33 protein-coding genes and 2 pseudogenes are annotated in these 25030 nt (G+C 69.8%); 23 read left to right on the forward strand and 12 right to left on the reverse strand.

The genetic code is table 11. From position 1 onward, the window contains the following. Positions 1–4 precede the first annotated feature (4 nt). Positions 5–1177 (forward strand): succinyl-diaminopimelate desuccinylase, encoded by a 1173-nt coding sequence (gene dapE / locus M8A51_RS05200; protein ID WP_251777109.1) that lies wholly within the window; start codon positions 5–7, stop codon positions 1175–1177. A gap of 13 nt (positions 1178–1190) precedes the next feature. Here the strand turns inward: dapE and dmeF are convergent, their stop codons facing one another. Further along, entirely contained in the window at positions 1191–2153 is a 963-nt protein-coding gene (gene dmeF, locus M8A51_RS05205; protein WP_251777111.1) for a CDF family Co(II)/Ni(II) efflux transporter DmeF, read from the reverse strand. 123 nt (positions 2154–2276) lie between these two features. Here dmeF and M8A51_RS05210 point away from each other — a divergent pair, with 123 nt between their 5' ends. Then, positions 2277–2639 (forward strand): TfoX/Sxy family protein, encoded by a 363-nt coding sequence (locus M8A51_RS05210; RefSeq protein WP_251777113.1) that lies wholly within the window; start codon positions 2277–2279, stop codon positions 2637–2639. Between the two features lie 2 nt (positions 2640–2641). Here the strand turns inward: M8A51_RS05210 and soxR are convergent, their stop codons facing one another. After that, positions 2642–3103, reverse strand: coding sequence for a redox-sensitive transcriptional activator SoxR (gene soxR, locus M8A51_RS05215; protein ID WP_251777116.1), 462 nt, complete (start codon positions 3101–3103; stop codon positions 2642–2644). Between the two features lie 72 nt (positions 3104–3175). Here soxR and M8A51_RS05220 point away from each other — a divergent pair, with 72 nt between their 5' ends. The 6 genes and pseudogenes from M8A51_RS05220 to M8A51_RS05245 all read left to right on the forward strand — a co-directional run bounded on the left by M8A51_RS05220 (position 3176) and on the right by M8A51_RS05245 (position 7119). Further along, complete coding sequence (locus tag M8A51_RS05220) at positions 3176–3730, forward strand: NADPH-dependent FMN reductase (protein WP_251777118.1); 555 nt, start codon at positions 3176–3178, stop codon at positions 3728–3730. Between the two features lie 119 nt (positions 3731–3849). Beyond that, positions 3850–4272, forward strand: a pseudogene (locus M8A51_RS05225) (YciI family protein); the annotation flags it as partial. 63 nt (positions 4273–4335) lie between these two features. After that, positions 4336–4755: pseudogene (locus M8A51_RS05230) on the forward strand (VOC family protein); the annotation flags it as partial. 18 nt (positions 4756–4773) lie between these two features. Continuing rightward, positions 4774–5214: an SRPBCC family protein gene (locus M8A51_RS05235; protein ID WP_251777119.1), complete on the forward strand. Its 441-nt coding sequence runs from the start codon at positions 4774–4776 to the stop codon at positions 5212–5214. A gap of 136 nt (positions 5215–5350) precedes the next feature. After that, on the forward strand, positions 5351–5620 hold the full coding sequence (locus tag M8A51_RS05240) for a hypothetical protein (protein WP_251777122.1): 270 nt from the start codon (positions 5351–5353) through the stop codon (positions 5618–5620). 59 nt (positions 5621–5679) lie between these two features. Further along, on the forward strand, positions 5680–7119 hold the full coding sequence (locus M8A51_RS05245; RefSeq protein WP_251777124.1) for an aminotransferase-like domain-containing protein: 1440 nt from the start codon (positions 5680–5682) through the stop codon (positions 7117–7119). 12 nt (positions 7120–7131) lie between these two features. Here M8A51_RS05245 and M8A51_RS05250 read toward each other — a convergent pair whose 3' ends face one another. After that, on the reverse strand, positions 7132–8145 hold the full coding sequence (locus tag M8A51_RS05250) for a helix-turn-helix transcriptional regulator (protein WP_251777125.1): 1014 nt from the start codon (positions 8143–8145) through the stop codon (positions 7132–7134). A gap of 56 nt (positions 8146–8201) precedes the next feature. Here M8A51_RS05250 and M8A51_RS05255 point away from each other — a divergent pair, with 56 nt between their 5' ends. Continuing rightward, positions 8202–8867, forward strand: coding sequence for an NIPSNAP family protein (locus M8A51_RS05255; protein ID WP_251777127.1), 666 nt, complete (start codon positions 8202–8204; stop codon positions 8865–8867). Next, complete coding sequence (locus tag M8A51_RS05260) at positions 8864–9355, forward strand: hypothetical protein (RefSeq protein WP_251777129.1); 492 nt, start codon at positions 8864–8866, stop codon at positions 9353–9355. Before M8A51_RS05255 ends, M8A51_RS05260 begins: the two co-directional genes overlap by 4 nt. On the opposite strand, the gene M8A51_RS05265 is transcribed toward M8A51_RS05260, so the two are convergent. Then, positions 9346–9591 (reverse strand): DUF3297 family protein, encoded by a 246-nt coding sequence (locus M8A51_RS05265; protein WP_251777130.1) that lies wholly within the window; start codon positions 9589–9591, stop codon positions 9346–9348. The two genes, M8A51_RS05260 and M8A51_RS05265, sit on opposite strands and share 10 nt — an antisense overlap. 211 nt (positions 9592–9802) lie before the next feature. On the opposite strand from M8A51_RS05265, the gene bufA2 reads away from it, so the two are divergent. From bufA2 to M8A51_RS05290, 5 genes are all read left to right on the forward strand, one after another. Beyond that, positions 9803–10057, forward strand: coding sequence for a BufA2 family periplasmic bufferin-type metallophore (bufA2, locus tag M8A51_RS05270; protein WP_251777132.1), 255 nt, complete (start codon positions 9803–9805; stop codon positions 10055–10057). 69 nt (positions 10058–10126) lie between these two features. Beyond that, positions 10127–10972 (forward strand): MNIO family bufferin maturase, encoded by an 846-nt coding sequence (bufB, locus tag M8A51_RS05275; protein ID WP_251777133.1) that lies wholly within the window; start codon positions 10127–10129, stop codon positions 10970–10972. Next, the gene (locus tag M8A51_RS05280) at positions 10969–11769 is read left to right on the forward strand and encodes an HvfC/BufC N-terminal domain-containing protein (protein WP_251777134.1); all 801 of its coding nucleotides are present in this window, start codon (positions 10969–10971) and stop codon (positions 11767–11769) included. The genes bufB and M8A51_RS05280 overlap by 4 nt, the downstream gene beginning before the upstream one ends. 180 nt (positions 11770–11949) lie before the next feature. Beyond that, on the forward strand, positions 11950–13086 hold the full coding sequence (locus M8A51_RS05285; protein WP_251777135.1) for a ParM/StbA family protein: 1137 nt from the start codon (positions 11950–11952) through the stop codon (positions 13084–13086). Positions 13087–13111: 25 nt separating this feature from the next. Beyond that, on the forward strand, positions 13112–13474 hold the full coding sequence (locus M8A51_RS05290; RefSeq protein ID WP_251777136.1) for a hypothetical protein: 363 nt from the start codon (positions 13112–13114) through the stop codon (positions 13472–13474). On the opposite strand, the gene M8A51_RS05295 is transcribed toward M8A51_RS05290, so the two are convergent. From M8A51_RS05295 to M8A51_RS05315, 5 genes are all read right to left on the reverse strand, one after another. Then, the gene (locus tag M8A51_RS05295) at positions 13461–14093 is read right to left on the reverse strand and encodes a DNA-3-methyladenine glycosylase I (protein ID WP_251777137.1); all 633 of its coding nucleotides are present in this window, start codon (positions 14091–14093) and stop codon (positions 13461–13463) included. The two genes, M8A51_RS05290 and M8A51_RS05295, sit on opposite strands and share 14 nt — an antisense overlap. A 28-nt stretch (positions 14094–14121) precedes the next feature. Continuing rightward, positions 14122–14406: a YciI family protein gene (locus M8A51_RS05300; RefSeq protein WP_251777138.1), complete on the reverse strand. Its 285-nt coding sequence runs from the start codon at positions 14404–14406 to the stop codon at positions 14122–14124. A gap of 17 nt (positions 14407–14423) precedes the next feature. Further along, a complete protein-coding gene (locus tag M8A51_RS05305) occupies positions 14424–15032 on the reverse strand; it encodes a TetR/AcrR family transcriptional regulator (protein ID WP_251777139.1) in 609 nt (202 codons plus the stop codon). 103 nt (positions 15033–15135) lie between these two features. Then, on the reverse strand, positions 15136–16251 hold the full coding sequence (locus M8A51_RS05310) for a 3-deoxy-7-phosphoheptulonate synthase (RefSeq protein WP_251777140.1): 1116 nt from the start codon (positions 16249–16251) through the stop codon (positions 15136–15138). Positions 16252–16343: 92 nt separating this feature from the next. Continuing rightward, positions 16344–17021, reverse strand: coding sequence for a TetR/AcrR family transcriptional regulator (locus M8A51_RS05315; protein ID WP_251777141.1), 678 nt, complete (start codon positions 17019–17021; stop codon positions 16344–16346). 74 nt (positions 17022–17095) lie between these two features. Here M8A51_RS05315 and M8A51_RS05320 point away from each other — a divergent pair, with 74 nt between their 5' ends. The 6 genes from M8A51_RS05320 to M8A51_RS05345 all read left to right on the forward strand — a co-directional run bounded on the left by M8A51_RS05320 (position 17096) and on the right by M8A51_RS05345 (position 21662). Further along, positions 17096–17548 (forward strand): ABA4-like family protein, encoded by a 453-nt coding sequence (locus tag M8A51_RS05320; RefSeq protein ID WP_251777142.1) that lies wholly within the window; start codon positions 17096–17098, stop codon positions 17546–17548. A gap of 34 nt (positions 17549–17582) precedes the next feature. Then, a complete protein-coding gene (locus M8A51_RS05325) occupies positions 17583–18416 on the forward strand; it encodes a hypothetical protein (protein ID WP_251777143.1) in 834 nt (277 codons plus the stop codon). Positions 18417–18533: 117 nt separating this feature from the next. Further along, complete coding sequence (locus M8A51_RS05330) at positions 18534–19832, forward strand: RNA polymerase sigma factor (RefSeq protein ID WP_251777144.1); 1299 nt, start codon at positions 18534–18536, stop codon at positions 19830–19832. A gap of 13 nt (positions 19833–19845) precedes the next feature. Then, a complete protein-coding gene (locus M8A51_RS05335; RefSeq protein WP_251777145.1) occupies positions 19846–20220 on the forward strand; it encodes a YciI family protein in 375 nt (124 codons plus the stop codon). An 83-nt stretch (positions 20221–20303) separates the two neighbouring features. Continuing rightward, positions 20304–21107 (forward strand): SDR family NAD(P)-dependent oxidoreductase, encoded by an 804-nt coding sequence (locus M8A51_RS05340; protein WP_251777146.1) that lies wholly within the window; start codon positions 20304–20306, stop codon positions 21105–21107. A gap of 129 nt (positions 21108–21236) precedes the next feature. Next, on the forward strand, positions 21237–21662 hold the full coding sequence (locus M8A51_RS05345; protein ID WP_251777147.1) for a hypothetical protein: 426 nt from the start codon (positions 21237–21239) through the stop codon (positions 21660–21662). Here the strand turns inward: M8A51_RS05345 and M8A51_RS05350 are convergent. Together M8A51_RS05350 and M8A51_RS05355 are read right to left on the reverse strand one after the other, a co-directional pair. Continuing rightward, positions 21607–22293 carry a type IV pili methyl-accepting chemotaxis transducer N-terminal domain-containing protein gene (locus M8A51_RS05350; protein ID WP_251777148.1) on the reverse strand — a complete coding sequence of 229 codons (687 nt, stop codon included), beginning with the start codon at positions 22291–22293 and terminating at the stop codon, positions 21607–21609. The genes M8A51_RS05345 and M8A51_RS05350 overlap by 56 nt on opposite strands. A gap of 107 nt (positions 22294–22400) precedes the next feature. Next, positions 22401–22988 (reverse strand): uracil-DNA glycosylase family protein, encoded by a 588-nt coding sequence (locus M8A51_RS05355; protein ID WP_251777149.1) that lies wholly within the window; start codon positions 22986–22988, stop codon positions 22401–22403. Between the two features lie 141 nt (positions 22989–23129). On the opposite strand from M8A51_RS05355, the gene M8A51_RS05360 reads away from it, so the two are divergent. Both M8A51_RS05360 and M8A51_RS26245 read left to right on the forward strand, forming a co-directional pair. Next, the gene (locus M8A51_RS05360) at positions 23130–24143 is read left to right on the forward strand and encodes an SDR family oxidoreductase (RefSeq protein ID WP_251777150.1); all 1014 of its coding nucleotides are present in this window, start codon (positions 23130–23132) and stop codon (positions 24141–24143) included. A gap of 2 nt (positions 24144–24145) precedes the next feature. Beyond that, positions 24146–24274: a hypothetical protein gene (locus tag M8A51_RS26245; RefSeq protein WP_259371919.1), complete on the forward strand. Its 129-nt coding sequence runs from the start codon at positions 24146–24148 to the stop codon at positions 24272–24274. Positions 24275–24304: 30 nt separating this feature from the next. Here the strand turns inward: M8A51_RS26245 and M8A51_RS05365 are convergent, their stop codons facing one another. Beyond that, positions 24305–24790: a hemerythrin domain-containing protein gene (locus M8A51_RS05365; RefSeq protein ID WP_251777151.1), complete on the reverse strand. Its 486-nt coding sequence runs from the start codon at positions 24788–24790 to the stop codon at positions 24305–24307. Positions 24791–25030 lie beyond the last annotated feature (240 nt).

A 25030-nucleotide genomic window follows, 5' to 3' on the forward strand; every position in this document is an offset into this window, starting at 1 on the left:
ATTCATGAACAGACCAGAAACCCTCTCGGCCCGGGTCCTCGAACTCGCTGAGCAGTTGATCGCGTGCCGCTCCGTCACCCCATCGGACGGCGGGTGTCAATCGATCATCGCGCAACGCCTGGAACGCATCGGTTTCCAGTGCCACCAGCTCATCTTCGGGCCCGAGGGCGGCGAGGTGACCAACCTCTGGGCCGTGCGGCGTGGCGGCCAGGGCGGGGCAGCGCCGCTGCTCGCGTTTGCCGGGCACACCGACGTGGTGCCGCCGGGCCCGGCCAGCGCGTGGGTGAGCGATCCGTTCGAGCCGACTTGCCGCGACGGCCGGCTGTACGGGCGCGGCGCGGCGGACATGAAAACGTCGTTGGCCGCCATGGTGGTGGCGATCGAAGACTTCGTCGGCGTGCATCCCTGGCACCGCGGGCGCATCGCCATGCTGCTGACCAGCGACGAAGAGGGCCCGTCGAAGGACGGCACGGCGCGTGTCTGCGACTGGCTGAAGGACAACGGCGAGACGCTGGACTACTGCATCGTCGGCGAGCCCACCTCGACGCTGCGGCTCGGCGATGTCATCAAGAACGGGCGGCGCGGCACCTTGTCGGGCCGGTTGACCGTCAGGGGCGTGCAGGGGCATGTGGCCTATCCCCACCTGGCTCGCAACCCCATCCACCAGATGGCGCCGGCGCTGGCGCGCTTGGCGGCCACGGCATGGGATGCGGGCAGCGAGCATTTTCCGCCGACCACCTGGCAGGTCTCGAACCTGCATGCCGGCACCGGCGGGCTCAATGTCATTCCGGGCGAGGCGGTGATCGACTTCAACTTCCGGTTCGGCGCGGCGTCGACTCCGGCGCAACTGCAGCAGAAGCTGACGGCCGTGCTGGACGAGCACCGGCTCGAGTACGAGCTGCGCTGGACGCTGGGCGGCGAGCCGTTCTTCACGTCGCCGGGCACACTGAGCGAAGTGCTGGCCCGGGCGGTGCGCGAGGAGACCGGCCTGGTGCCCGAGTTCTCGACGTCCGGCGGCACCTCCGATGCGCGCTTCATCCGCACCATCTGCTCGCAGGTGATGGAGTTCGGCCCCGTCAACGCCAGCATCCACCAGGTCGATGAGCATGTCGCGATCGACAGCCTGGCGCCGCTCAGTGGTGTCTACCGGCGAGTGCTCTGCGGACTGCTCGGCTGACGCCGCTCACCGGTCACTCGCCGGCCGCACACACGTGGATCTCGATCGTCGCATGCACGATTTCCTCGTGCACCGACAACCATTCGCGCACTTGTGCGGCAGTGAGCGTGGTGTCGTGCGTCACCACCGTCAGCGCGCAGGCATAAGTGCGCTGGCCGACGCGCCAGGCATGCAGGTCCGCGACGCGGGTGCCGCCGTGCTCCGTGCCGGGCGTCTCGACGGCCGAGCGGATCTCGTCGACGACCGGATGGTCCATCTCGCGGTCGAGCAGCACCGTGCCGGTCTGGCGCAACAGGCCGTGGGCCCACATGGCGACCAGCACCGCACCGACGATACCCGTCAGCGGGTCGAGCCAGGCCCAGCCGAACACCCAGCCACCCGCCAGCGCGGCGATGGCGAGCACCGACGTGGCGGCATCGGCCAGCACATGCAGGTATGCGGACTTGAGGTTCAGGTCCGGGTGGCCGTTGTGGTGATGTACGTGCCCATGCTGAGGACCTTGCTCATGCACGTGACCATGGTGCACCCGCCCGAGGATCACGGCGCATGCCGCATTGACCAGCAGGCCGAGCACCGCGACGGCGATCGCGTCGCGGTACTGGATAGGCTGCGGTGACAGCAGCCGCTCCGCAGAGCCGATGACCATCAGTGCGGCCACGCCGAGCAGGAAGATTGCACTGGCGAAGCCGCCCAACACCTCGATCTTCCAGGTGCCGAATGCGAAGCGTGGATCGCCCGACAGCCGTCGTGCGGCGGCATACGCGTATGCGCTGACGCCGAGCGCCATGGCGTGGGAACTCATGTGCCAGCCGTCGGCCAGCAGGGCCATCGAATTGAACCACCAGCCGGCGACGATCTCGGCGAGCATCGCGGCCAGCGTGATCCACATGACGGCGCGCGTGCTGCGCTCCGCCGCCGGCCGCTGCGCGTCGAACACGTGCTCGTGGCGCCAGGGAGACAGGTCTTGATGGTGCATGTGGCCGCCGATGGTACGCCGCACCGCTCGCAGCGCTGTTCAAGCCCTGGTGCCGACGCGAGAATGCGAAGCGCGCGACACCGACCGCGAGCGACACGCGCGCGCAGCAGGAGGACTTGGAGCATGGCCTGGCAGAAATCACCCCCCGAGCTGATCGCCCGCTTCGACCGGCTGGTGCCGCAAGACCCGCGCGTCGAACGGCGCAAGATGTTCGGCTACCCGGCGGCCTTCGTGAACGGGCGCCTGTTCGCAGGGCTGCACCAGGGCGATCTCGTGCTCAAGCTGCCGGCCGCGGACCGGGCGCTGCTGCAGGCGCACGGTCACGCACGCGCCTTCGAGCCCATGCCCGGCCGCGCGATGGGCGAGTTCGTCGCGCTGCGCGGCGACACGCTGCCGGAAGGCGCGGTGATGGCCGCGTGGATGGCCCGCGCGTTGGAGCACGTGGCCGCCATGCCGGCCAAGACGGGCAAGCGAAGCCGGGCCTGAACTCACTCTGCGTCGAGCAGCCGCGCGCCCGGCCCCTGCGTGCCCAGTTCGTCCCAGGGGTTGCGCAGTGGGCAGTCCTTCAGCGACAGGCAGCCGCAGCCGATGCAGGTGTCGAGCTGGCCACGCAGCTTCGTCAAGCGTTCGATCCGCTCGTCCAGTTCCTGCTTCCACTTGGCCGAAATGCGGCGCCAGTCGGCAGCCGTCGGCGTGCGGTGCTCGGGCAGGCCCTGCAGCGCCTCGCGGATGGTCGCCAGCGGGATGCCCAGGCGCTGCGCGACCTTGATCACCGAGACCCGGCGCAGCACTTCGCGCGGGTAGCGGCGCTGGTTGCCGCTGGTGCGCAGGCTGCGGATCAGGCCCTTTTCTTCATAGAAGCGCAGCGCCGAGGGCGCGACGCCGCTGCGCGCGGCCACTTCGCCGACGGTCAGTTCGGGGCGGAATTGCATCGGGCAGGGTTTTTCCATGGCAGCTCTTGACTTCAAGTTAGCTTGAGTTTCTACGATGCCGCCATTCCTTGTTCCGCATCAGGAGATCGCATGGACACGACAACACCGACGCAGAAGCTCAAACTGGCCGTGATACTGGGCAGCACCCGCAAGGGGCGGCTGTGCGAGCGGGTGGCACGCTGGGCCGCCGCCCGCGTGGAGACCGACGCCCGCTTCGACCTCGACGTGATCGACCCGGCCACGGACGCCGCAGCGGAGATCGGGCGGCGCTTGCGCGAAGCCGACGCCTTCCTGGTCGTGACGCCTGAATACAACCACGGCTACCCGGCGCCGTTGAAAGCCTTGATCGACGGCTGGTACGACGAGTGGCAGGCCAAGCCGGTAGCCTTTGTCAGCTATGGCGGCATCTCGGGCGGCTTGCGTGCGGTAGAACAGTTGCGCCAGGTGTTCGCCGAACTGCATGCGATGACGGTGCGCGATTCCGTCAGCTTCGACAACGCCTGGGACCGCTTCGATGCGGCCGGCGCGTTGCTGCAGCCCGAACGGGCCGAGCGTGCGATGCAGGTGATGCTGTCGCGGCTGCATTGGTGGGCCCGTGCGCTGCACGATGCCCGTGCCGGCGCCGCGTATGCCGAGGCGGCGTGAGCACGGTGAGTGCCGTTACAAAAAAGTCGCCGCCGCTTGTCGATCCACGGGACGCTGCACCGTCGTGGAGATGGAGCACGCGAGGTTCCATCGTCCACCACCCCCACCAGGAGACCGACATGCGAGTCATGGTTTTGATCAAGGCCGACAAGAACACCGAAGCCGGCGTGATGCCGAGTGAGCAGTTGCTGACCGAAATGGGCAAATTCAACGAAGAGCTCGTGAAAGCCGGCGTGATGTTGAGCGGCGAAGGCCTGCACCCCAGTTCGAAGGCTGTGCGGGTGCACTTCTCGGGCCAGCGTCGCAGCACGACCGACGGCCCCTTCGCCGAGACCAAGGAACTGATCGCCGGCTTCTGGATGTGGCAGGTGAAGTCGATGGAGGAGGCGGTGGCCTGGGCCAAGCGCTGCCCGAATCCCACGGGCGAGGAATGCGAAATCGAGATCCGCCGCGTGTTCGAGGCAGAAGACTTCGGCGCCGAGTTCACGCCTGAGTTGCGCGAGCAGGAAGATCGCCTGCGCACGCAGATCGAGCAGCAGGCGGCCACACCGAAGGTCGCCGCCGTGCCGCAGCAGAACGGTGCCACGCCCTATCTGATCGTCAAGGGCGCATCCGACGCCATCGCGTTCTATCAGCGCGTGTTCGGCGCCGAGCTGAAGCTGCGGCTGGACGGCCCCGACGGCAGCGTGATGCATGCCGAACTGCAGATCGGGCCGGCGCGTTTCATGCTGAGCGAAGAGCAGCCGCAATGGGGTTCGCTGAGCCCGCTGTCGATCGGCGGCTCGGCCACCTCGGCCGTGGTCTACGTGCCCGACGTCGATGCCGTCTTCGAGCGTGCGGTGGCGGCCGGCGCCAAGGCCACCATGCCGGTGGCCGACCAGTTCTGGGGCGACCGCAGCGGTCACGTCGTCGATCCGTTCGGCCACCAGTGGTTCATCTCCACCCATCTCGAGGACCCGTCGCCCGATGAACTGCAGCGCCGCATGGCGAAGATGTTCGAGCCGGGGGCGACGCCGGCCCACTGACACCAGGGAGTCCCGTGCATGCAGCAAGCGCGCACCGTGCAAGTGACGATCGAAAGGCCGTGGAGCGAGGTCTGTGCCTTCCTCGCCGAGCCGGGCCACTATGGCGACTGGGCCTCGTGGCTGGGGCCGACCCTGCGCCGCCGGCGCGGCGAATGGACGGTGCAGCGGCCTGGAGGCACACGCGCCAAGGTGCGCTTCACCGCCCGCAACGGCTATGGCGTGGCCGACCACTGCGTGCTGGACGCGCAGGACCGCGCCAGCTTCGTTGCGCTGCGCGCGGTGCCGCATGGCGACGCCTGCGAAGTGATGGCGACCTTCTTCCGGGAGCCGGGCTGGAGCGATTGGCAATGGCTCGAAGGGGTGCAGGACGCGCAACATGCGCTGGTCCGTCTGAAGGCGAGGCTCGAGGCGCAGGCGCCGATGACACGGGCACACGAGCCTGAACTCGCGCCGGTGTGAGCGCCGGGCAGGACCGGAATCACGACAGGCTGTATCAGCCGACGGATTGACACAGTGGCGGGGCTGTCGTGCCCCGCTGTCACTGGGCGAGCGTGGCGGAGCAGCCTATCGTGGGCCCTCATCGCGAGGAGCCTTCATGACGTCCCGATCCGCCCATCTGCCCCGGCATGCCGCAACGCCCGTTCGCATGCCGTTCGCCGCAGCCATCGTGCAAGGCCTGGTGCAGGCCCTGGTGCACACGACCCATGGCATTGCCGGCGCATGGCGGCGTCTTGCCGAAGACCAGGATGCCCGCTTCCTGCGCTCGGCATGCGACCTAGAAGACCTCGAATACCGGCTGCGGGTGCTCGAGCGCGGCCGGCGCGGCCCCGGTCGCGCGATGATGGCGCGTGGCCCTTACGCGTGAGGCCGGGGCAGCGCCTAAGATGCGCACGCATCACGACCGGATCGTGAAGGACGTCAGCCGTGTTCAGCATAGACCGAGCCTCCCCGGTGCCGCTCGCGGTACAGATCGAGCAGCAGGTGATCCGCCTGCTGCAGCGGGGCCAGTTGGCGTCCGGTGTGCGGCTGCCGTCCATCCGCCATCTCGCGCAGCGGCTGAGCGTGAGCCCCAATACGGTCGTGAACGCCTACGACCGGCTGGTGGCGGACGGCCATGTGGAGGCGCGCGGCACTGCCGGCTACTTTGCGGCGGCGACCGGTTCGGTGCAGACCGACGTCGCCAGCCTGCTCGAGGCCGGCGTGGAGCAGGACGCGATCTGGCTGGTGCAGCAGGCCAACGACCTGCCGCCGGGCATGCTGCAGGCGAGCAGCGGCGCCCTGCCCGCCAACTGGTTGCAGGACGTGGCGCCCGCCAGCGTGTTGCAGCGAGCCTTTGCGTCGCTGCCCGGCGGCATGGGCAGCCGCTGCCCGCCGCAGGGCTGGATGCCGCTGCGCGAGCGGCTCGCGTTGATGCTGCGCGGCCAGGGCATCGCCGTGGACGCCAGCCGCATCATGACCACCACCGGCGCCACGCAGGCCATCGACCTGATCTGCCGCGCCTACCTGAAACCGGGCGATGCCGTGGTGGTGGAGGACCCGGGCTACCACCTGCTGGCCGCCCGGCTGCGCGAGAGCAGCATACGTATCGTCGGCGTGCCCCGGTTGCCCGACGGCCCGGACCTGGCACGGCTCGAGCAGGCGCTGGTCGAGCACCGGCCGCGGCTGATGTTCCTGCAGGGTTCGCTGCACAACCCGACCGGCTGGACGGCCAGCCCCGGCAACCTGCACCGGGTGCTGTCGCTGGCCGAGCGGCACGGCGTGCTGATCGCCGAGGACGACGTCTATGGCCACCTCGTGCCGGGCTTGCGCAGCAGCCTGGCGCAGATGTCCGGGCTGGCCCAGGTCATCTACTTCTCGACCTTCTGCAAGGTGTTGAGCCCGGCGCTGAGGGTCGGCTATGTGGCGGCCGAGCCGTCGCTGCTGAAGCCCTTGCTGCGGCAGAAGATCATGAGCGTGATGAGCGGCTCGGCCTTGATGGAGGCCGTGATTGCCGAACTGCTGGCCGCCGGGCGGGTACGCAAGCACCTGGAGCGGCTGCAGGCGCGCCTGGCCGGTGCCCGCAGCGCCAGCCTGCGTGTGCTGGAGGACGTGGGCCTGCGCTTCGAGCGGCCCGCGCAGGGGGGCATGTTCCTGTGGGGCCGGCTGCCCGACGGCGTGGCGGTCGAGCCGCTGGTCAAGGACGCGTGGCAGCAGGGCATCCTGCTGGCGGGAGGCGCCACCTTCGGCAGCGAGGCGACCAGCAGCGCGAGCCTGCGCTTCAACGTGGTGTATGCGCAGAACGTGCAGCTGAGCCGCTACCTGAAGGAGCGTTTCGCGCTGATGGAGCGCACCCGCAGCTCGCTGGCGCGCATCGCCCAGGGATGACACCCGGCCCGCTCACGCACCGGCTCGCGACGGCGGCGGGTACAGCGCCGCCATGCGCTGCAACTGATCGATCATCCGTCGCCGCAACATGGGCGGGCGCAGCACCTCGGCCTCGGGGCCGAGCCGCAGCAACTGGTCGGCGGCGTGCTCGACCGACTCGATCGGCACCGTCACGCGTACCCACCCACCTGACTCCGGCGCGCTCGCCGTTCGCAGCGCCGCCTCGCCCACCGCCGCGCTGAAGTCCCGCAGCCACTTCAGTCCGCGCGGAGACACCCGCAGCGTCGCCTCATCCTGGTAGAGCGCGGCCTCGAAGCGCTCGATCGATGCGCTCCAGTACGCGGCGAGGTCGAAGCCGCGCGGCGGCTCGAAGCGTTCGTCGCTCGGCGTCAGCTCCAGGATGTTGTCGAGCCGGTAGGTGCGTGCCTTGCCTCCCGCGCGTGCCACCACGTACCAGATGCCGGCCTTCAGCACCAGCCCGAGCGGCTCGACTTCGCGCTCGACCACGCCCTTCCAGCTTTCGTAGCGCATTGCCATGCGGCGTGAGTCCCACACTGCCTGCGCGACGGCAGGCAGCCGGTCGGCCGGCGCTGCCTGCCGGTACCAGTCGGTGGGGTCCAGGTGAAACCGTGCGCTGACCCGCTGCGCGTCGGCCTGCCAGCCAACGGGCAGGGCCGCCAGCAGCTTCAGTTGCGCCGAAGCCATCGCCTCGCCCAGGCCCAGCTGCTTCGCCGGCCCCGGCAAGCCGGCCAAGAACACCGCCTGGGCTTCGGCCGTGGTGAGGCCGGTCAGTTGCGTGCGCCAGCCTTCGCGCAGCTGGAAGCCGCCGTGGCGTCCGGTCTCGGCCCACACCGGCACGCCGGCCGCGCTCAGTTGGTCGACGTCGCGGTAGACCGTGCGCACCGACACCTGCAGTTCGGCGGCCAGCGCCTGCGCGCTGATACGGCCCCTCGTCTGCAGCAGCATCAGGATGGACAACAGCCGGCTCGCTTGCATGCGGCGCAGTGTGGCAGAAAAGCCTGACATTCGATGTCAGGGTTTTGGATGCAAGATCGTGCCGTCTTCATCCACCAGGAGCCGCCGTGCCCGCACCCCCACCCACCGTTGTCGAGCTGCGCCAATACACCTTGCATCCCGGCCAGCGCGAAACGCTGATCGAACTGTTCGAACGCGAGCTGGTGCACACGCAGCAGGCGCTCGGCATCGAGGTCGTCGGCCCGTTCCGCGACCTTGACCGGCCTGACGTGTTCGTCTGGGTGCGCGGTTTCGCGAGCGTGGCCGCCCGCGGGCCGGCGCTCGAAGCTTTCTATGGTGGGCCGGCATGGCAGGCGCACCGTGCAGCGGCCAACGCGACGATGACCGCATGGCACGACGCGCTGCAACTCAAACCGGCGCGCGCCGGCAGCGGCTTCACCTGGCCGGCGCGCGCGCCGCAGCGGCTGCACGCCACGCTGCTGTCCCTGCACGAGCCCGCCGGCGGCGACCGCCTCGATGCGATCGAGGCGTTGCTGCAGACACAGCTCGATGCCGCCGGTGCCCGGCGGTTCGCGAGCTTCGTCACCGAACCCGCACCGAACGGCTATCCGCGCCTGCCGCTGCGCGAGGGCGAGCCGATGTTCGTTGCCTTCCACGAGCCGGCCGCATTGGCGCTGGGCACGTTGCAGCCGTGGCTGCGCACCGGGCCGCAGACCCTGCGGCTGGAACCCACCGAGCGCGCGATGGCGCGCATGACAGGAGCGTCCGCGTGAGCACGACCACATACACCGGCCAGCCGCACGATTTCGATTTTCTCGTCGGCCGTTGGCACGTCGCCAACCGCAAGCTGAAGCAGCGCCACGCCGGTTGCACCGAATGGCACGAGTTCAGCGCCGAACACCAGGCCTGGTCGCACCTGGACGGCGTCGTCAGCGTCGATGAAATGGTGTGCCCGGGCGAGGGCTTTTCCGGCTGCTCGGTGCGCACGCTCGACCTGGCGACGCGGCAGTGGGCGATCTACTGGATCGACAGCCGCAGCGGCACGCTGTTTCCGCCGGTGCATGGCGGCTGGCAGGGCGAGCGCGGCGAGTTCCACGGCGACGATGTCGACGAGGGCCGGCCCGTCAAGCTGCGCTTCGTCTGGCTGCGGCTCGGCCCCGACGAGGCACGCTGGGAGCAAGCCTTCTCGACCGATGACGGCGAGCGCTGGGAGACGAACTGGGTGATGGAATTCCGGCGTGCCGACGGCGATCAGCGGTAGAACGCCTCGACCTTGCCGTTGAGCTTGATCATCAGCGGGTGGCCCTTGCGGTCCAGCGTCTTGCCAGCCGGCACGCGGATCCAGCCTTCGCTGATGCAGTACTCCTCGACGTCGTGGCGCTCCTTGCCGTTGAAGCGGATGCCGATGTCGTGCTGGAACACGGCGGCGACGTGGTGCGGGCTTTTCGGGTCGATCGACAGGCGGTCGGGCAGAGGCGGCACTTGAGGGTCGGTCATGGGCGATCCGGGAGAAAAAAGGTCCGGGAAGGGAGCAATGGGCCGCATTGTCCCTGACGCAGGGGACAACGCATCGGCCCTCCGTCGTGTGAACAGGCCCTAGGGTAATCCCGAGGCCCTGTAAGAACGACACCCCGGGGGCGACTCATGCTGGCGGGCCGTTCGTCTCAGGGTCGCCCGCGGGTCCACAACACACTGAAAGGAAAAACAGATGCTCAAGATGAAATCAGGCCTCGCCGTCGCGACCGCCGCCGCCGCCATGTTCTCGATGGGCTTGACCACCACGGCCGTGCAGGCGGACGGCGGCATGGTCAAGTGCTCGGGCGTCAACAGCTGCAAGGGCACCTCCGAGTGCAAGACCGCGAAGAGTGAATGCAAGGGCCACAACAGCTGCAAGGGCCAGGGCTGGGTGTCGAAGAAGTCGGCCGAGGAATGCACCAAGGCCGGCGGCAAGGTCGTCGGCTGATCGACGTCGGTCCACGGACATGACAGACATCCGGTGCATGGCGCGCGCCGGCACCGGGTGCCCTTCGACATGACACAAGACCTCTGCGGCTTCGGCCTGGGCCTGCGCACCGAACACTACCGCGACTTCACCGAGCGGCGGCCGGCGGTGGACTGGCTCGAAGTCATCTCCGAAAACTACATGGTGCCCGGTGGCAAGCCGCTGCACTACCTCGATACGATCCGGCGCGACTACCCGATGGTGATGCACGGCGTGTCGCTGTCCATCGGCAGCGCCGACCCGCTGAACCGCGATTACCTGCGGGAGCTGGCCCGGCTGGCGCGGCGCCTCCAGCCGGCGTGGGTGTCGGACCACTTGTGCTGGACCGGTGTCGACCGTACCCAGCTGCACGACCTGCTGCCGCTGCCGTACACCGAGGCGGCGCTGCGCCATCTGGTGCCGCGCATCCACCAGGTCCAGGACGCGCTGGGCCGCCGGCTGGTGCTGGAGAACGTCTCCAGCTACGTGGCCTACGCGGCCGACGAGATGAGCGAGTGGCAGTTCATCGGCGAGCTGCTCGTGCAGGCCGACTGCCTGTTGCTGCTGGACGTCAACAACGTCTACGTCAGCAGCGTGAACCATGGCCACGATCCGCACGCGTATATCGACGCCATGCCGCGCGAGCGTGTCGTGCAGATCCACCTGGCCGGCCATGAGCGCCGCGGCGACTTCCTGATCGATACCCACGACCACCCGGTGTGCGAAGCGGTGTGGGCGCTCTACGGACACACCCTGCGGCACATTGGTCGCGTGGTGCCGACAATGATCGAACGTGACGATCGCATGCCGCCGCTCGACGAGCTGCTGCAGGAACTCGATCAGGCGCGGCGTGTCGCTGCCGAGTGGGCGGCGCAGCCGGCCGGAGCGCTCGCATGACGCCGAACGTGTTGCTCGAGCAGCAGCGCGCCTTGATGCGGGCCATCGTCGACGGGGCGCCGCCCGCCGGGCTGCGCCCGCGCCCCGGCGGGCAGCCCGCTTTGCTGTCGGTGTACCGGCAGGCCTACACCGCGCGCCTCGCCGCCGCGCTGGCCGACAACTACCTGGTGCTGCAGCGGGCGATGGGCGACGCGGCCTTCGACGCCCTGGCGTGCGCGTACATCGGTGCCTGCCCGTCGCGCCGTCCTTCGATACGCTGGTTCGGCGACCAACTGCCGGCGTTCATGGCCGGTCGCGATGACCTCGTGCCGCATCCGGCGCTGACCGACGTCGCCCACATGGACTGGGCGTTGCGCAGCGCCTTCGACGCGGCCGACGCCCCCGTGCTTGAACCGCAGGACGCCGCCCGCGTGCCGGTTGAAGCCTGGCCCGGGCTCACGATGCAGCTGCATCCGAGCGTGCAGACCCTCGCGCTGCGGTGGAACGTCGAGCCGGTGTGGCAGGCGCTGCGGGTTCACGAGCCGGATAGCGGTGCCGGCGAGCCCGAGCTGCCTGAACCGCAAGCCCACCCGCATCGCCTGCTGGTGTGGCGCGAACGGCTCGACACCCGCTGGCGTTCGCTCGAGGCGCGCGAGGCGGCACTGCTCGACGCCGTGCAACGCGGCTGCCGTTTCGACGCCCTGTGCGAACTGGCCCTCGAAACCGAGGCCGACGAGGACGCCGCCGTGCTCGTGGTCGTGCAGGCGGTACAGCAGTGGCTGAGCGAGGGCCTGCTGAGCCATTGGTCTCCTGTTTGAGCTCGAGGGGCCGGTGTTCACCGGCGGCATCGGTCGCTCCTGCTGCTTCGCGTCCGGGTGACATCAGGCCAAGCGCCAGCATGCATGCCCACGCGGCGGGGTGGCACCCCGGTTGCTGGCAACGGTACACCTGTTCCCCTGCGGGGCGGATTGCCCCTGCACAACCCAGACGAGGTGACCATGGCCCCAACCCCTACTTCCAAGCTGCGGGAAGTGCCCCGCGAGCAGCAAGACAGCGCCGCCCACCCGGCTCCGGCGGTCCGCGCGATCGACGTCGGCTTCGGGCTGGTGAAATTCAGCCTGCCGGCCGAAGGCGGCATCACCTTTTCATCTTTCCCGTCGATGGCAATTCCTGCCGACGTCAGTGCCGTGCGCAGCCTCAGCACGCGCCGACGCGACACCTTCGACGTGCCGGCCGGCGGCGCACAGTACGAGGTCGGCCGCGACGTCGGGCTGGCACAGGCCGGCGGCAGCTTCGGCCGCGACGTGACGGACGAGTTCTACAAGGGCGCGATCTACGAGGCGCTGACGAAGGGCGCGCTGCGCTACATGGCCGAAGCCGGCGACCGCACGATCGACGTGCTGGTGCTCGGCCTGCCGGTCAACCAGTACAACGACGCCAAGCGCCGCGACCACCTGCGCCAGACGTACGAGCGTGCGGTCGACGTCGGCGACGGCAAGACGATCGAGGTGCGCAAGGTGGTGGTGCAGGCGCAGCCGATGGGCGGCTACGCGGCGCTGGAAGAGCATTTCGACGAGCTGAACCAGGTGATCCAGGGCACCGGCGGCGCCTTGCAGCCGCTGGCATCGGTCGACGAACTCGACGAGCTGTCGGTGCTGGTGGTCGACCCCGGCGAGCACACGCTCGACTGGCTGCTGATCCAGCAGGGCAGCATCAACCCGCGCGCCAGCGGCGCCGCGTCGGACGCCGGGCGCCATCGCGTGATCCGGGCGGTGCAGGAATCGCTGGCGGCGGACGTCGGCCGCCCGCTCGGCCCGGCGGTCGCGCCGCGCATCAACGAGGCGCTGCGCCAGCAGCAGCCGGTCAAGCTCAGCGGCGTCGCGCACGACCTGGCCAAGTACGAGCCGCAGATCATGAGCGTGATCGAGGACTCGCTGAACCGCATGATCGACGGGCTGCGCGACGCCCACGAGATCATCGACCTGATCGTGCTGGTCGGCGGCCACCCGGGGCGCTACCGCGACGTGCTCAGCCGGCGCTTCCCGGCCATCCCGGTGTTCGTGATGCCGGAGTCCATGTCGGCCAACGTGCGCGGCTTCCAGATGATCGGCGAGGCCGTGGCGGAGGACGCCTGATGCGCGCGGCGAGCAGGGGCCGGCGATGGCCGTGATCCGTCTGCAGGTCGAGATCGACAGCGCGGTCTACCCCGAACTGTACGCCGGGCTGTACGCCATCGAGCGGCCGCAGGCGCGCGAAGAGCGGCTGCGGCAGTTGGCGGCCTCCGGGCTGCTCTGGGAGGGCGTGCGCATGCGCGGATCGGCCGGCGCGGTGACCCACCCTCAACCGCCGGCGACGGCCAGCGTGCCGGTGCTGTTCGATGTGGTCGACGACGGCACGCGCGGGTCGCATGCAGCCACCGAGCCGCCGTTGCCACCTGCGCTCGAAGCGGGCGTCTACCGGCCCGGCGCGCGCTCCGAGCGGGTCAAGCGCATGCGCGACCGAGGCCTGTTCAAGAACGGCTGACGCCGCCCGCCTGCCCCGGCCGCACGAAGTCCCGGCGCACGCGCGCGACCTCGGCCCGCGTCACGCAGCCTTCGGCGTGGTCGTTGATCAAGCCCATGGCCTGCATGAACGCATAGACGGTGGTCGGGCCGACGAACTGCCAGCCCTGCTTCTTGAGCGCCTTCGACAGCGCGACCGAGGCGGCCGACTGCGAGGCCGTCTGTGGTGCCGCCAGCGCGTGCGTCGGCGGCTCGAAGCCCCAGAAGAACGCGGCCAGCGAACCGTGCTCGTCGACCAGCTCGCGGGCGCGCTGCGCGTTGTTGATGGCCGCCTCGATCTTGCCCCGGTGGCGCACGATGCCGGCGTCGTTCAGCAGGCGGTCGACGTCGCGCCCGGTATAGCGGGCGACCCGGTGGTAGTCGAAGCCGTGGAACGCCGCGCGAAAGTTCTCGCGCTTGGCGAGGATGGTGCGCCAGCTGAGGCCCGACTGGAATCCTTCCAGGCAGAGCTTCTCGAACAGGCGCACGTCGTCCGAAACGGGGAAGCCCCATTCGGTGTCGTGATATGCGAAGAACTCGGGCGCTGCGGCGCACCAGCGGCATCTCGGCTGGCCATCGGGTCCCGGGACGGTGTCGGTCATGGCGCGGATCGAAGGAGGGGAAGTCGGTTCAAACCAGGAACGACAGCCGGGCGTCGGCCTTCGACGGGGCGATCTCGACGATCTCGGCGCTGACCACCTGCTCCCTGACGAAGGGGTCGTCGTCGATGCGGGCCTGCAGTTCGTCGCGCGAGACGCCGTGCGCCAGCAGTGCGCCGCCCTGCTGCGGCGGCAGGCTGCCGGCCAGCACGAAAACCCCGTCGTCGAAGCCGCGCTGTATCCATTGCACGTGGGCGTCCATGTGGTCCCTGGCTCGGGACCTGTGCGCCGAGAACTTCAGCAGTACGAGAAACATCGATGCCTCGTCGGGTGTCAGTCGTGGGGTGTGTGCGAGGGGGCGTCGCCCAGGCACGATGTCAGCCACTCGTGCATGCGACGGACTTCCTCGCGGATGAACTTCTCGTCGTGAAACGCATGGGCCAGCGTGGCGACGCCCTGGCTCATCGCCAGCAGGTGCATCGCCAGCGCCTCGGCATCCGCCTTGCGCCCCAGCAACCGGAACTGCTTGCGCAGCCAGGTGCGGAACAGCGTGAACAGCTGGTTGGCGTCGTCGTGGGCCGCATGCTGCAGCTTGGCGAGCTCGGTGCACAAGGTGCCGACCGGGCAGCCGTATCGCTGAATGTCCGCGCGGTTGGCGCTCAGCATCTCGATGAAGCGGCGCAGGCGTTCCTCGGGACCGGCGGCTTCGCGCTCCCACTGCGCGAGCATCTCTTGCGTGCGGGCCAGACGGACGCCGATCACCGCGTCGAGGATCTGGTCCTTCGTCTTGAAGTGATGGTAGAAGTTGCCGCGCGAGATCTGCACGGCATCGGCGATGTGCGCGAACGAGGTGTACTCGTAGCCGGTGCGATAGAACAGCCTGTCGGCGGCTTCGACGATCTGATCGCGGGTCGACTTGGCGAGCGTGCTTGCGGCGTTCATGGGGGCGGGATGGAGCGGCTAGGACAATCGTCCCACATCCCGATGTTAGGACGATTGTCCTAGAACGTCAAGGGCCTCGCGGCGCCTCGTGCGCCGCACCCTCTCACCCGCGACGCGTCTTCACGGCCTGTGCCAGCCCTCGCAGCGCGTCCTCGGTCTGGCTCCAGCCGATGCACGCGTCGGTGATCGAAACGCCGTGCTTCAGCGGGGCGCCCGGCACCAGGTCCTGCCGTCCTTCTTCCAGATGGCTTTCGATCATCAAGCCGGCAATGCGGCGCTCGCCTTCGCCCACGCGGCGGCCGATGTCGGCGGCCACGTCGATCTGGCGGCGGTGCTGCTTGGCCGAGTTGGCATGCGAGCAGTCCACCATCAGCCTCTCGCGCAGGCCCGCCTTCGCCAGCGCGGCGCAGGCGGCGTCGACGCTCGCCTCGTCGTAGTTCGGCCCCTTGGAGCCGCCGCGCAGGATGACGTGGCAGTCGTCGTTGCCCCGGGTTTCGAAAATCGCCGCCTGGCCCATCTTGGTCATGCCCATGAAGGCGTGGCTGGCGCGCGCGGCCTGCAACGCGTCCACCGCCACCTGCACGCCGCCGTCGGTGCCGTTCTTGAAGCCCACCGGGCAGCTCAGGCCCGAGGCCAGCTGGCGATGGCTCTGGCTTTCGGTGGTGCGCGCGCCGATCGCGCCCCAGCTCACCAGGTCGGCGATGTACTGCGGGCTCAACAGGTCCAGGAACTCGGTGCCGCAGGGCAGGCCCAGCGCACTGATGTCCAGCAGCAGCTCGCGCGCGCGGCGCAGCCCCTCGTTGATGTGGAAGCTGCCGTCCAGGCGGGGGTCGTTGATGTAGCCCTTCCAGCCTACCGTGGTGCGCGGCTTCTCGAAGTACACGCGCATCACCAGCAGCAGTTCATCGCGCAGCCCCGCGTCCAGCGCCTTGAGGCGTTGCGCGTACTCGATGGCCTGGTCGTGGTCATGGATCGAGCACGGCCCCACCACCACCAGCAGCCGGTCGTCGCGACCGTGCAGCACGTCGGCGATGCGCGAGCGCGCGTCTTCCACCAGGCCCTGCACCGGCGCGGGGATCGGAATTTCATCGAGCAGCAACGCCGGCGAGATCAGCGGCCGCACCGCGCGGATGCGCACGTCGTCGATGCGGGTGAGGTCCTGCGTGCTGTCGGCGTTGCCGGCCTCACGGTCGTGCAGCGGGTCGTCGATGCGGGTCATGGGAGGTCCTGGGGTGAGGGGTTCCAGCTCAGGACGGCGGCGAGCCGGTCGTGGAACGGGGTGGGCGGCTGGGACGAGATGCTAACAGTGGCTCATCGTGCCCGCTGCTTCCCGGTTCCCTCCATCACCGCCTGCAACCCTTCCAGTTGCTGCTGCAACATCGGGCCGACCACCGCGTCGACGGAAGCTTCGAGGCTCAGGTCGCAGCGGGTGTGGTGCAGTTGTCCTGCGAGCGTCAGGTGTGCGAACCCGTGCACCGTCGACCAGATCGACATCAGCACGGCGTGCTGCGGCGCCGTCAGCGGCTGATCGGGCGGCACCCCCAGCAGGTCGCGCACACCGTTCTCGAGCATCGCGAAGGCCGCGTGCCCGCTGCGCTGCAACTCGGCATCGTCGCCGTGGTTGCCGGCACGGAACATGAGCCCGAAGCGGCCGGGGTGGCGCAGCGCGAAGCGCACATAGCCCACGCCCTGTTCGCGCAGGCGTGCCACGGGGTCGCTGCCGCCACGGGCGTTGCCGGCCGCCAGCGCCTCGGTCAACCCGTCGAAGGCCAGCGTGGCGACCACGGTCAGCAGGCCATCGGCGTCGCCGAAGTGGTGCGCCGGCGCCGCAGGCGATACCCCCGAGCGGCGCGCCACTTCGCGCAGCGAAAAACCTTCCAGCCCGCGCTCGGCCAGCAGCGCTTCGGTGGCATCGATCAGCGACGAACGCAAGGCGCCGTGGTGGTAGGCCGTGCGGGCAGCGGGGGACGGGGGCGGCTTCTTCGGCATGGCGGCAGTCTAACTTGACACCGTTCAGATGTGTCGCTAGAGTGAACTTAACACTGTTCAAATGAGGTGCCTCGATGAACCTGCCTGCTCTTGAAACGTGGTTCGGCCTGGCCAACAGCCTGGCCCTGCTCGGCTGGGCCGCGCTGGTCCTGGCGCCGCTGTTCGGCCGCCATGCCGGTCTGGCTCGCCGCTTCGCCGGGCGTGTCGTGCCGCTGTTGCTGGCGGTGGCGTATGCGGGCCTGATCGCGACGCATTGGGGCACCGGTGGCTACGGCTCGCTGCAGCAGGTGCAGCAGCTGTTCTCGGTGCCCGGGCTGTTGCTGGCGGGCTGGCTGCACTACCTGGCATTCGATCTGTTCGTCGGCAACTGGATCGCCGAGCGCGCCGTGGTGCTCGGGCTGCGCGCGTGGGTGTGGGTTCCGCTGCTGGCCCTGACTTTCCTGTTCGGCCCCGCGGGGTTGCTGGGCTATGCGCTCGTGCGCGGCCTTGCGGCCGGTCGGGCCCGGCTGTCCGCGGCCTCCCTCTGAGCCTGTCCGTTTCACTTCTGCCCGAGGAGGCTGCATGAACACGCTCGTCTCGACCCCTGCGCCGCACAGCACCGGCCGCGCCCACCGCCTGGCCGGCGTGCCGCGGGAACTGCTCGCCCGGCAGCGCACGCTGACGGTGTTCGCTGCCGTGCTGCTGGTGCTGCTGCTGCCCGCCACGCTGGCCTGGGGGCTGGACGAGCGGCTGCTGCGCGGCGTGAATGTCTGGGTCAAGCCGATGAAGTTCGCAGTGTCGATCGCCGTCCTGGCGCTCACGACCGCCTGGTTCATCGGCCACCTGTCGCCGGCGCAACGGCATTCGCGCGGCGTGCGATGGGTGGTGGCGCTGATCGTCGGCGCCGGGTCGTTCGAGCTGGCCTACATCGCGCTGCAGGCCGGCCTGGGCGAAGGCTCGCACTACAACGTCGCCGGCACCTTCCACGCGGTGATGTACCCCCTGATGGGCCTGGGCGCACTGCTGCTGACCGCGTCGCAGCCGCTGCTGGCCTGGCAGCTGTACCGCCATCCGGATCCGGCGCTGCCGCCGGCCTACCGGGCGTCCGTGCTGCTGGGCCTGGGGCTGACCTTCTTGCTGGGTGCGGGCATCGGCGGGCTGCTGTCGGCCGTGCAGCCGCCCGATGGCTCCGGCTTGCCGCTGGTCGGGTGGTCACTGGCCGGCGGCGATCTTCGGCCCGCTCATTTCTTCGGCGTCCATGCCCAGCAACTGCTGCCGCTCGCCGGCCTGGCGCTGGCGCGGTGGGTGCCGCGGCAGGGCCGGCGCGCGGCGATGCTGCTCGCCGCGCTGTACACGCTGGGCTGCATCGGCTTGGTGGTGCAGGCGCTCGACGGCGTCGCGCTGGCCGGCTATTGACGGCGGCGGCAGCCACCGCGGCAGCGGAAGGCGTCTTTTGCAACGGTCCGCCACCCCTGTCGGCTGCGCGCATACTGGTTCGTCCTTGAGGTCTGCGCCGGTATGAACGAACCCGCCATGCCCATCCCCGAACCCCGAGAGCTCCCCGTCGCCGCCTGGATCGCGACCACGCTTCGAGACGCCCGACCGCGTGCCGTTGCCGCCCTGCTGCGCTACTTCCGCGACCTCGACACGGCCGAGGAAGCCTTTCAGGAGGCGAGCCTGCGTGCATTGCAGCGGTGGCCCGTCGACGGCACGCCTGCGGAGCCGTTGGCGTGGCTGGTGCTGGTGGGTCGCAACGCCGGGCTCGACGATGTGCGCCGACGCCGCCGCGACGTGCCGTTGCCGTCGGACGACTTCTTTTCCGATCGCGGCGAAACCCAGGCGGCATGGGCCGAGCAGCTCGACCACGCGCCCTACCGGGACGACGTGCTGCGTCTGCTGTTCACTTGCTGCCACCCTGCGCTGCCGGCCACGCAGCAGATCGCGCTGGCGTTGCGCGTCGTTGCCGGGTTGCCGGTGGCCGAAATCGCGCGGGCGTTTCTTGTCAGCGACAGCGCGATGGAGCAGCGCATCACGCGCGCCAAGCGGCGCGTGGCAACGGCCGGCCTGCCGTTCGAAGCGCCCGGCGCCGCCGAGCGGTCTGTGCGGCTGGGTGCGGTCGCCGCGACGGTCTACCTGCTGTTCAACGAGGGCTATTCGGCCACCAGCGGCACCGAGCACGTGCGCGTGCCGCTGTGCGAAGAGGCGATCCGCCTGGCGCGGCTGCTGCTGCAACTGTTCCCCGAAGAGCCGGAGATCGCCGGCCTCACGGCCTTGTTGCTGCTGCAGCATGCGCGTGCCGCAGCGAGGCTGGACGCCGAGGGCGCGGTCGTGCTGCTGGAAGACCAGGACCGGGGACGCTGGAACCGGGCGCTGCTCGACGAAGGCCTCGCACTCGTCGAGCCAGCCTTGCGGCGCGGCCGGCCGGGGCCTTACCAACTGCAGGCGGCGATCGCTGCGACGCATGTGCAGGCGCGCCGCGCGCAAGACACCGACTGGGCCGAGATCGACCGTCTCTATGCGGTGCTCGAAGCGCTGCAGCCGTCGCCCGTGGTCACGCTGAACCGTGCGGTGGCCATGTCGAAACTGCAGGGTGCAGAGGTCGCCCTCGCGATGATCGAGCCGCTGGCCGACCGGCTCGCCGGCCACTTCCACTTCCATGGTGTCAAGGGCGCACTGTTGATGCAGCTCGGTCGCGACACGGAGGCGCGCGCGGCATTCGATGCGGCGATGGGCTTGTCGCGCACTGCAGCGGAGGCTGCACACCTGCGCGGCCAACTCGACCGGTTGGCGCAGGGCGTGCCGCGGCGCGGCATCGCGAAACCGATTGCATGAGCGAGGACGATCGATGCTCTATTCCATCCTGATCTACGGCAGCGAAGCCCACGTCGCTGCCTGGGCGCCCGACCAGGAAGACGACGTGCTGGGCCGGCATGCCGAGCTGCGCCAGCAACTGCGCGCCGAAGGCCGCATGGGTCCGGTGATGCGCCTCGCGCCGGACGCGGCCGGCACGGTACTGCGCGTCGGCAGCGGCGAGCCGCTCGTCACCGACGGGCCGTTCGCCGAGACCAAGGAGCAGTTGATGGGCCTCTACTTCCTGGAGTGCGCGACGCTCGACGACGCCGTCGCGGCGGCACGGCGCCTGAGCTTCGAGACGGGCGTCTTCGAGATCCGGCCGGTGGTCTGGTTCGATCCCGGCATGCTGCCGCCTCACACGCCCTGAAAGGTGTCGGCTGCGGCCACGCGCGTTCGTCCTTGGGCAGACCGTCGCCATAGGGGCCGGCGGCAAGACCCGAGGAGATGCTCATGTGGCTGGAAGGCAAGGTTGCCGTGGTCTACGGCGGTGGTGGGGCGATCGGCGGCGCCGTCGCGCGCGCGTTCGCCCGTGAAGGGGCGCGAGTGCATCTCGCCGGCCGCACGCAAGCCAGGCTCGACGCGGTGGCGGCCGAGATCGTGGCCGCAGGCGGGCAGGCCGAGTGCGCCGCGCTCGATGTGCTGGACGAGGAGGCCGTGGAGCACCACGCGTCCGCGGTGGCCGAAGCAACGGGCCGCTTCGATGTGATGCTCAACGCCGTCGGCATCTCGCATGTGCAGGGCACCCCGCTGCTCGAGCTGGGCTACGACGAATACGCGCACCCGCTCGAAGGCTACACACGCAGCAACTTCCTGACGGCGCGGGCGGCGGCACGGCGGATGGTGCGCCAAGGCACCGGCGTGATCCTCATGCTGTCGACCCCCGGCGCTCGCATGGCGGGCGGCGGCTTCATGGGCTATGGGGCGGCATGCGCGGCGGTCGAGGCGATGACGCGGCACCTGGCCGGTGAGCTCGGCCCGCACGGCGTGCGCGCGGTGTGCCTGAGGTCGGACGCGATTCCCGAGGCGCTGGGCCGGCACTCGCACACCGCGGAAGTGTTCCGCAAGGCGGCGCAGCAGGCGGGGATGACGGTCGACGGCATGCTCGCCGAACGCGCGCGCAGCGCAACCCTGCTGCAACGGCTGCCGACGCTGCAACAGCTCGCGGACGCCGCGGTGTTCGCGGCCTCCGACCGAGCAGGCGCCGTGACGGCCTGCCTGCTCAACGTGACCTGCGGCTCGGTGGTCGATGTGTAGGGCTTTCATTCGGGCGGGAGCGCCGGGCACGCGATACGCCGAGCTGCACGCCTGCGCGCCGTGGTAGCTTTCAGGCACGTGGGCCGCGGCAGCCGGCCTGTACAAGACAAGCAAACGGAGGGTGTCGCGATGTCGTGGCGTTACGTCCATCTTGGCGTCGGTGTGCTGGGCCTGCTGGCCTTCGTGCTCAGCGGACAGTACATGCACTGGGTGCACGACCACCTGCGCGGCATGCCGGACGGCCCCCGCCTGTTCTACCGCTCGGTGCACATCTACCTGCTGTGGTCGGCGTTGCTCAATCTGGCGCTGGCCGGGGCCGCAACGGCACCCGGGCATCCGCGCTGGGCCGTCCCGCGCATGCTGGCCTCGACGGCGGTGGCCGTCGGGCCGGCACTGCTCGCGGCCTCCTTCCTGCTGGAAACCTACAACGCAGCCCTGCTGCGGCCGATGGCGCGCTGGGCCATCTACGCCGCGGTGGGCGGCGTGCTGGTGCACACGTTCACGTCGTGGACAAGGTCGCCGCCGCCTGCGCCAGCTCGTCCATCTCGGCCGTGACCTGCGTCATCACATTGGCGACGGCCGTGAACTCGCGCCCGGCGTCGCCGGCCCGCACGGCCACCACTTGCGCATTGACGGCGACGATGCGGGCCTGCTTGGCGACCGAGGTGATGTCGCCCAGCAGGTCGCCCAGGCGGCGCTGCAGCGCTGCCGCACAGCGGCGCGACTCGGCCTCGTAGATCTGTGTGATCTGGTTGAGCAGCGCCAGGATCGGCGTGGCGCCGGCGATCAGCGCCTGCATCAGGCCGGCCCCCTGCGCGGCCGAGGCCTCCAGCGCATCGAGCGTGCGCCGGGCGAGGCCGATGAATTCCTGGATGCGTGCGTCGCCGCCGTTCGGCCCGAAGTAGGCGGCGCGAATTTCCTCGAAGTGGGCACCCGGCAGCCGGCCCTTGCCGTGGATCAGCGTGGCGTGGCTGTCGGCGAACAGACCGACGGCCTCGCGCGCCGCGGCGAGCGCCTGCTCGTGGCCCAGCGACGCCAGCACGGCTTGCAGCGCGATGCGCTGCGACAGCATGCGCTGGCGACCGGCGAGGTTGATCAAGGCGGCGAGCGTGTCGCCGGAGACCGCGACAACCGGGGCATCGGCGAGCGGCGGCGGGGACGTGGCGAGCGTGCGAGCGAGCGGCATGACGGGCCTGGCTGTGTGCATGGCGGGTGAGGGGCCCGCGGGCTCAAGCATGAACCGGGCCCGTTGCCGGCGCGGCGGGCGGCCCGCCCCGCTTGACGAGCGTTCCGTCACGCCTGGCCGGCCAGTACCTGCTGCACGCGCTCGCGCAGTGCCGGCAGCAGCTCGGCCTCGAACCACGGGTTGCGCCGCACCCACAGCTGGTTGCGCGGGCTGGGGTGCGGCAACGGGAACACGGCCGGCGCGTGCTCCCGCCAGCCTGCCGTCAGTTCGGTCAGCGTGCGGCCGCGGTTCGGCAGGTGCCACGCCTGTGCATAGCGGCCGATGACCAGGGTCAGCGCCACGTTCGGCAGCCCCGCCAGCAAGCGCTCGCGCCAGCGTGGGGCGCATTCCGGGCGGGGCGGCAGGTCGCCCGAGCGGCCGGTGCCGGGATAGCACAGCCCCATCGGCAGGATCGCGATGCGGTGCGGGTCGTAGAAGACCTCGCGCTCGATGCCCATCCATTGCCGCAGGCGCTCGCCGCTGGCGTCGTTGAACGGGATGCCGGTGTCGTGCACCTTGCGCCCCGGCGCCTGTGCGGCAATCAGGATGCATGCGTCGGGGTGCAGCTGCAGCACCGGGCGGGTGCCGTGCGGCAGGTGCGGCGCGCACAGCGTGCAGGCGCGCACCTCGGCCAGCAGGCGGGGCAGCGCACTCATTGCCGCGGGGCCCGGAGCCCGTCGGACAAACACCGACCGGCACGCCGGTTGCCGCCAGCCCAATGCGGCGCGGGTGTCCCGGCCGCACGGCCGGCCTGCCGTGCCGCGGCCCACGCGACCCTTTCAACTGGAGAATTCACCATGGCGGTGCACCTGAAACCCCTGCACGAACAAACCATCGTCATCACCGGCGCGTCGAGCGGCATCGGCCTGGCGACCGCGCAGATGGCGGCCCGGCGCGGCGCCACCGTGCTGCTGGTGGCACGCGACGAGCCGGCACTGGCCGACGCGACCCAGCAGATCGTCGCACAGGGCGGCCGGGCGATGTACGTGGTGGCCGACGTCGGCCGCCGCGAAGACCTGCAGCTGGTGGCGGACACGGCCGTCGAGCACTTCGGCGGCTTCGACACCTGGGTCAACAACGCGGGCGTGGCGATCTGGGGCCGGCTGGAAGACGTGCGCGACCGCGACCACCAGCGCCTGTTCGAGACCAACTTCTGGGGTGTGGTCTATGGCTCGCTGATCGCGGCCGCCCACCTGCGCCGGCACGGCGGCGCCATCATCAACCTCGGCAGCCTGACGTCCGACCGCGCGATGCCGCTGCAAGGCATGTACAGCGCGAGCAAGCATGCCGTGAAGGGCTTCACCGACAGCCTGCGCATGGAGCTGGAGGAAGAAGGCGCGCCGATCTCGGTGACGCTGATCAAGCCGGCGGGCATCGCCACCCCCTTCACCGAGCACGCCAAGAACTACACCGAGCACGAGCCCAAGCTGCCGCCGCCGGTCTACAAGCCCGAGGAGGTCGCCAGCGCCATTCTGCATGCCGCCGAACGCCCCAAGCGCGACATCTTCGTGGGCAGCAGCAGCAAGGTGATGAGCACGATGAACAGCCATGCGCCGCGCTGGCTCGACCGCTTCAGCGAGAAAACGATGTTCAAGGCCCAGCTGCGCGAGGGGCCGCCGCTGGCGCAGCAGGACAACCTGTACCAGCCGGGTGCCGATGGGCGCGTGCGCGGGCGGCATCCGGGGCAGATGGTGCGGCCCAGCCTGTATACCAGGGCGGTGCTGCACCCGAAGACCACCGCGGCACTGGTGACGGCCGGCCTGGCGGCGCTGGCGCTGATGGGCCGCGGCTCGGCGCCGCGCAGGAGCTGACGGTGGCCAAATGGATGGCCATCGGCATCGCACTGGGCGCTGCCCTCGGCGCGGCCTACGGCAATGTAACGATGGGCATCGGCGTCGGCCTGGCGCTCGGCATCGCGCTGTCGCTGGCGCGGAAGAAGTAGCCGCGGCGCGCCCACCGGCTGCGCCGGGGTCTACAGCCGCGCAGCCTTGTCGGTCTGCCCGGCCATTTCCTCGGCGGGCTCGCCTTCGGCGTGCATCTCCACCTGGAAGGCCATCATCTCGCGGCCCAGCGCCGCACGCCGGTCGTCGTCGAGCAGCTTGTGCACCTTGGGGAAGAGGTGTTCCTCCTCCTCCTCGTGGTGGTGCTCGGTCTGTTCCTTCAGCACCTTGAACTTCGCTTCGAACGCGGCGTCGCCGGGCTGCATCTGCATCAGGTCGCTGAGCAGCCGTTTCAGCGACAAGTGCTCCTCCAGCGATTCGAGCAGGATGTCCTCGGTGCGCTGCGCCTTCACGGCCGGGTAGAACACCTGTTCTTCCGAGGCGATGTGGGCGCCCAGGTGGTCGGCCACTTCACGAAAGCTTTTCTGCAAGGTGCGGGGTGCCTGGTCCTGCAGCACCCGCTTCATGCGTTCTTCGATCTCGCGATGCTGGCGAGTCAGCAATTCAATGGCATCCATGGGGCGGTTTCCTTGGGGTCGTTCAGGACGTAGAGCACGCGGCGTGCCCAGGCATGCGGCCCGCGATGTGGTGTGCAGGCATCAACCGAGTAAGTGTGATTGCGTAAGACAAGTGCCGATGGCCGGGGGCAGGCGGTGCGCCGAAGCCCGTGTACATGGACCTGGACGGCACCGACGCGGCCCGCGGCGGCCGCCGGAATGTTGCGCAGTCGAGTTGACCGTCCCGAGCGGGCTTGCCAT

It is taken from the genome of Caldimonas mangrovi, from assembly GCF_023721835.1.
Classification (GTDB): domain Bacteria; phylum Pseudomonadota; class Gammaproteobacteria; order Burkholderiales; family Burkholderiaceae_C; genus Caldimonas; species Caldimonas mangrovi.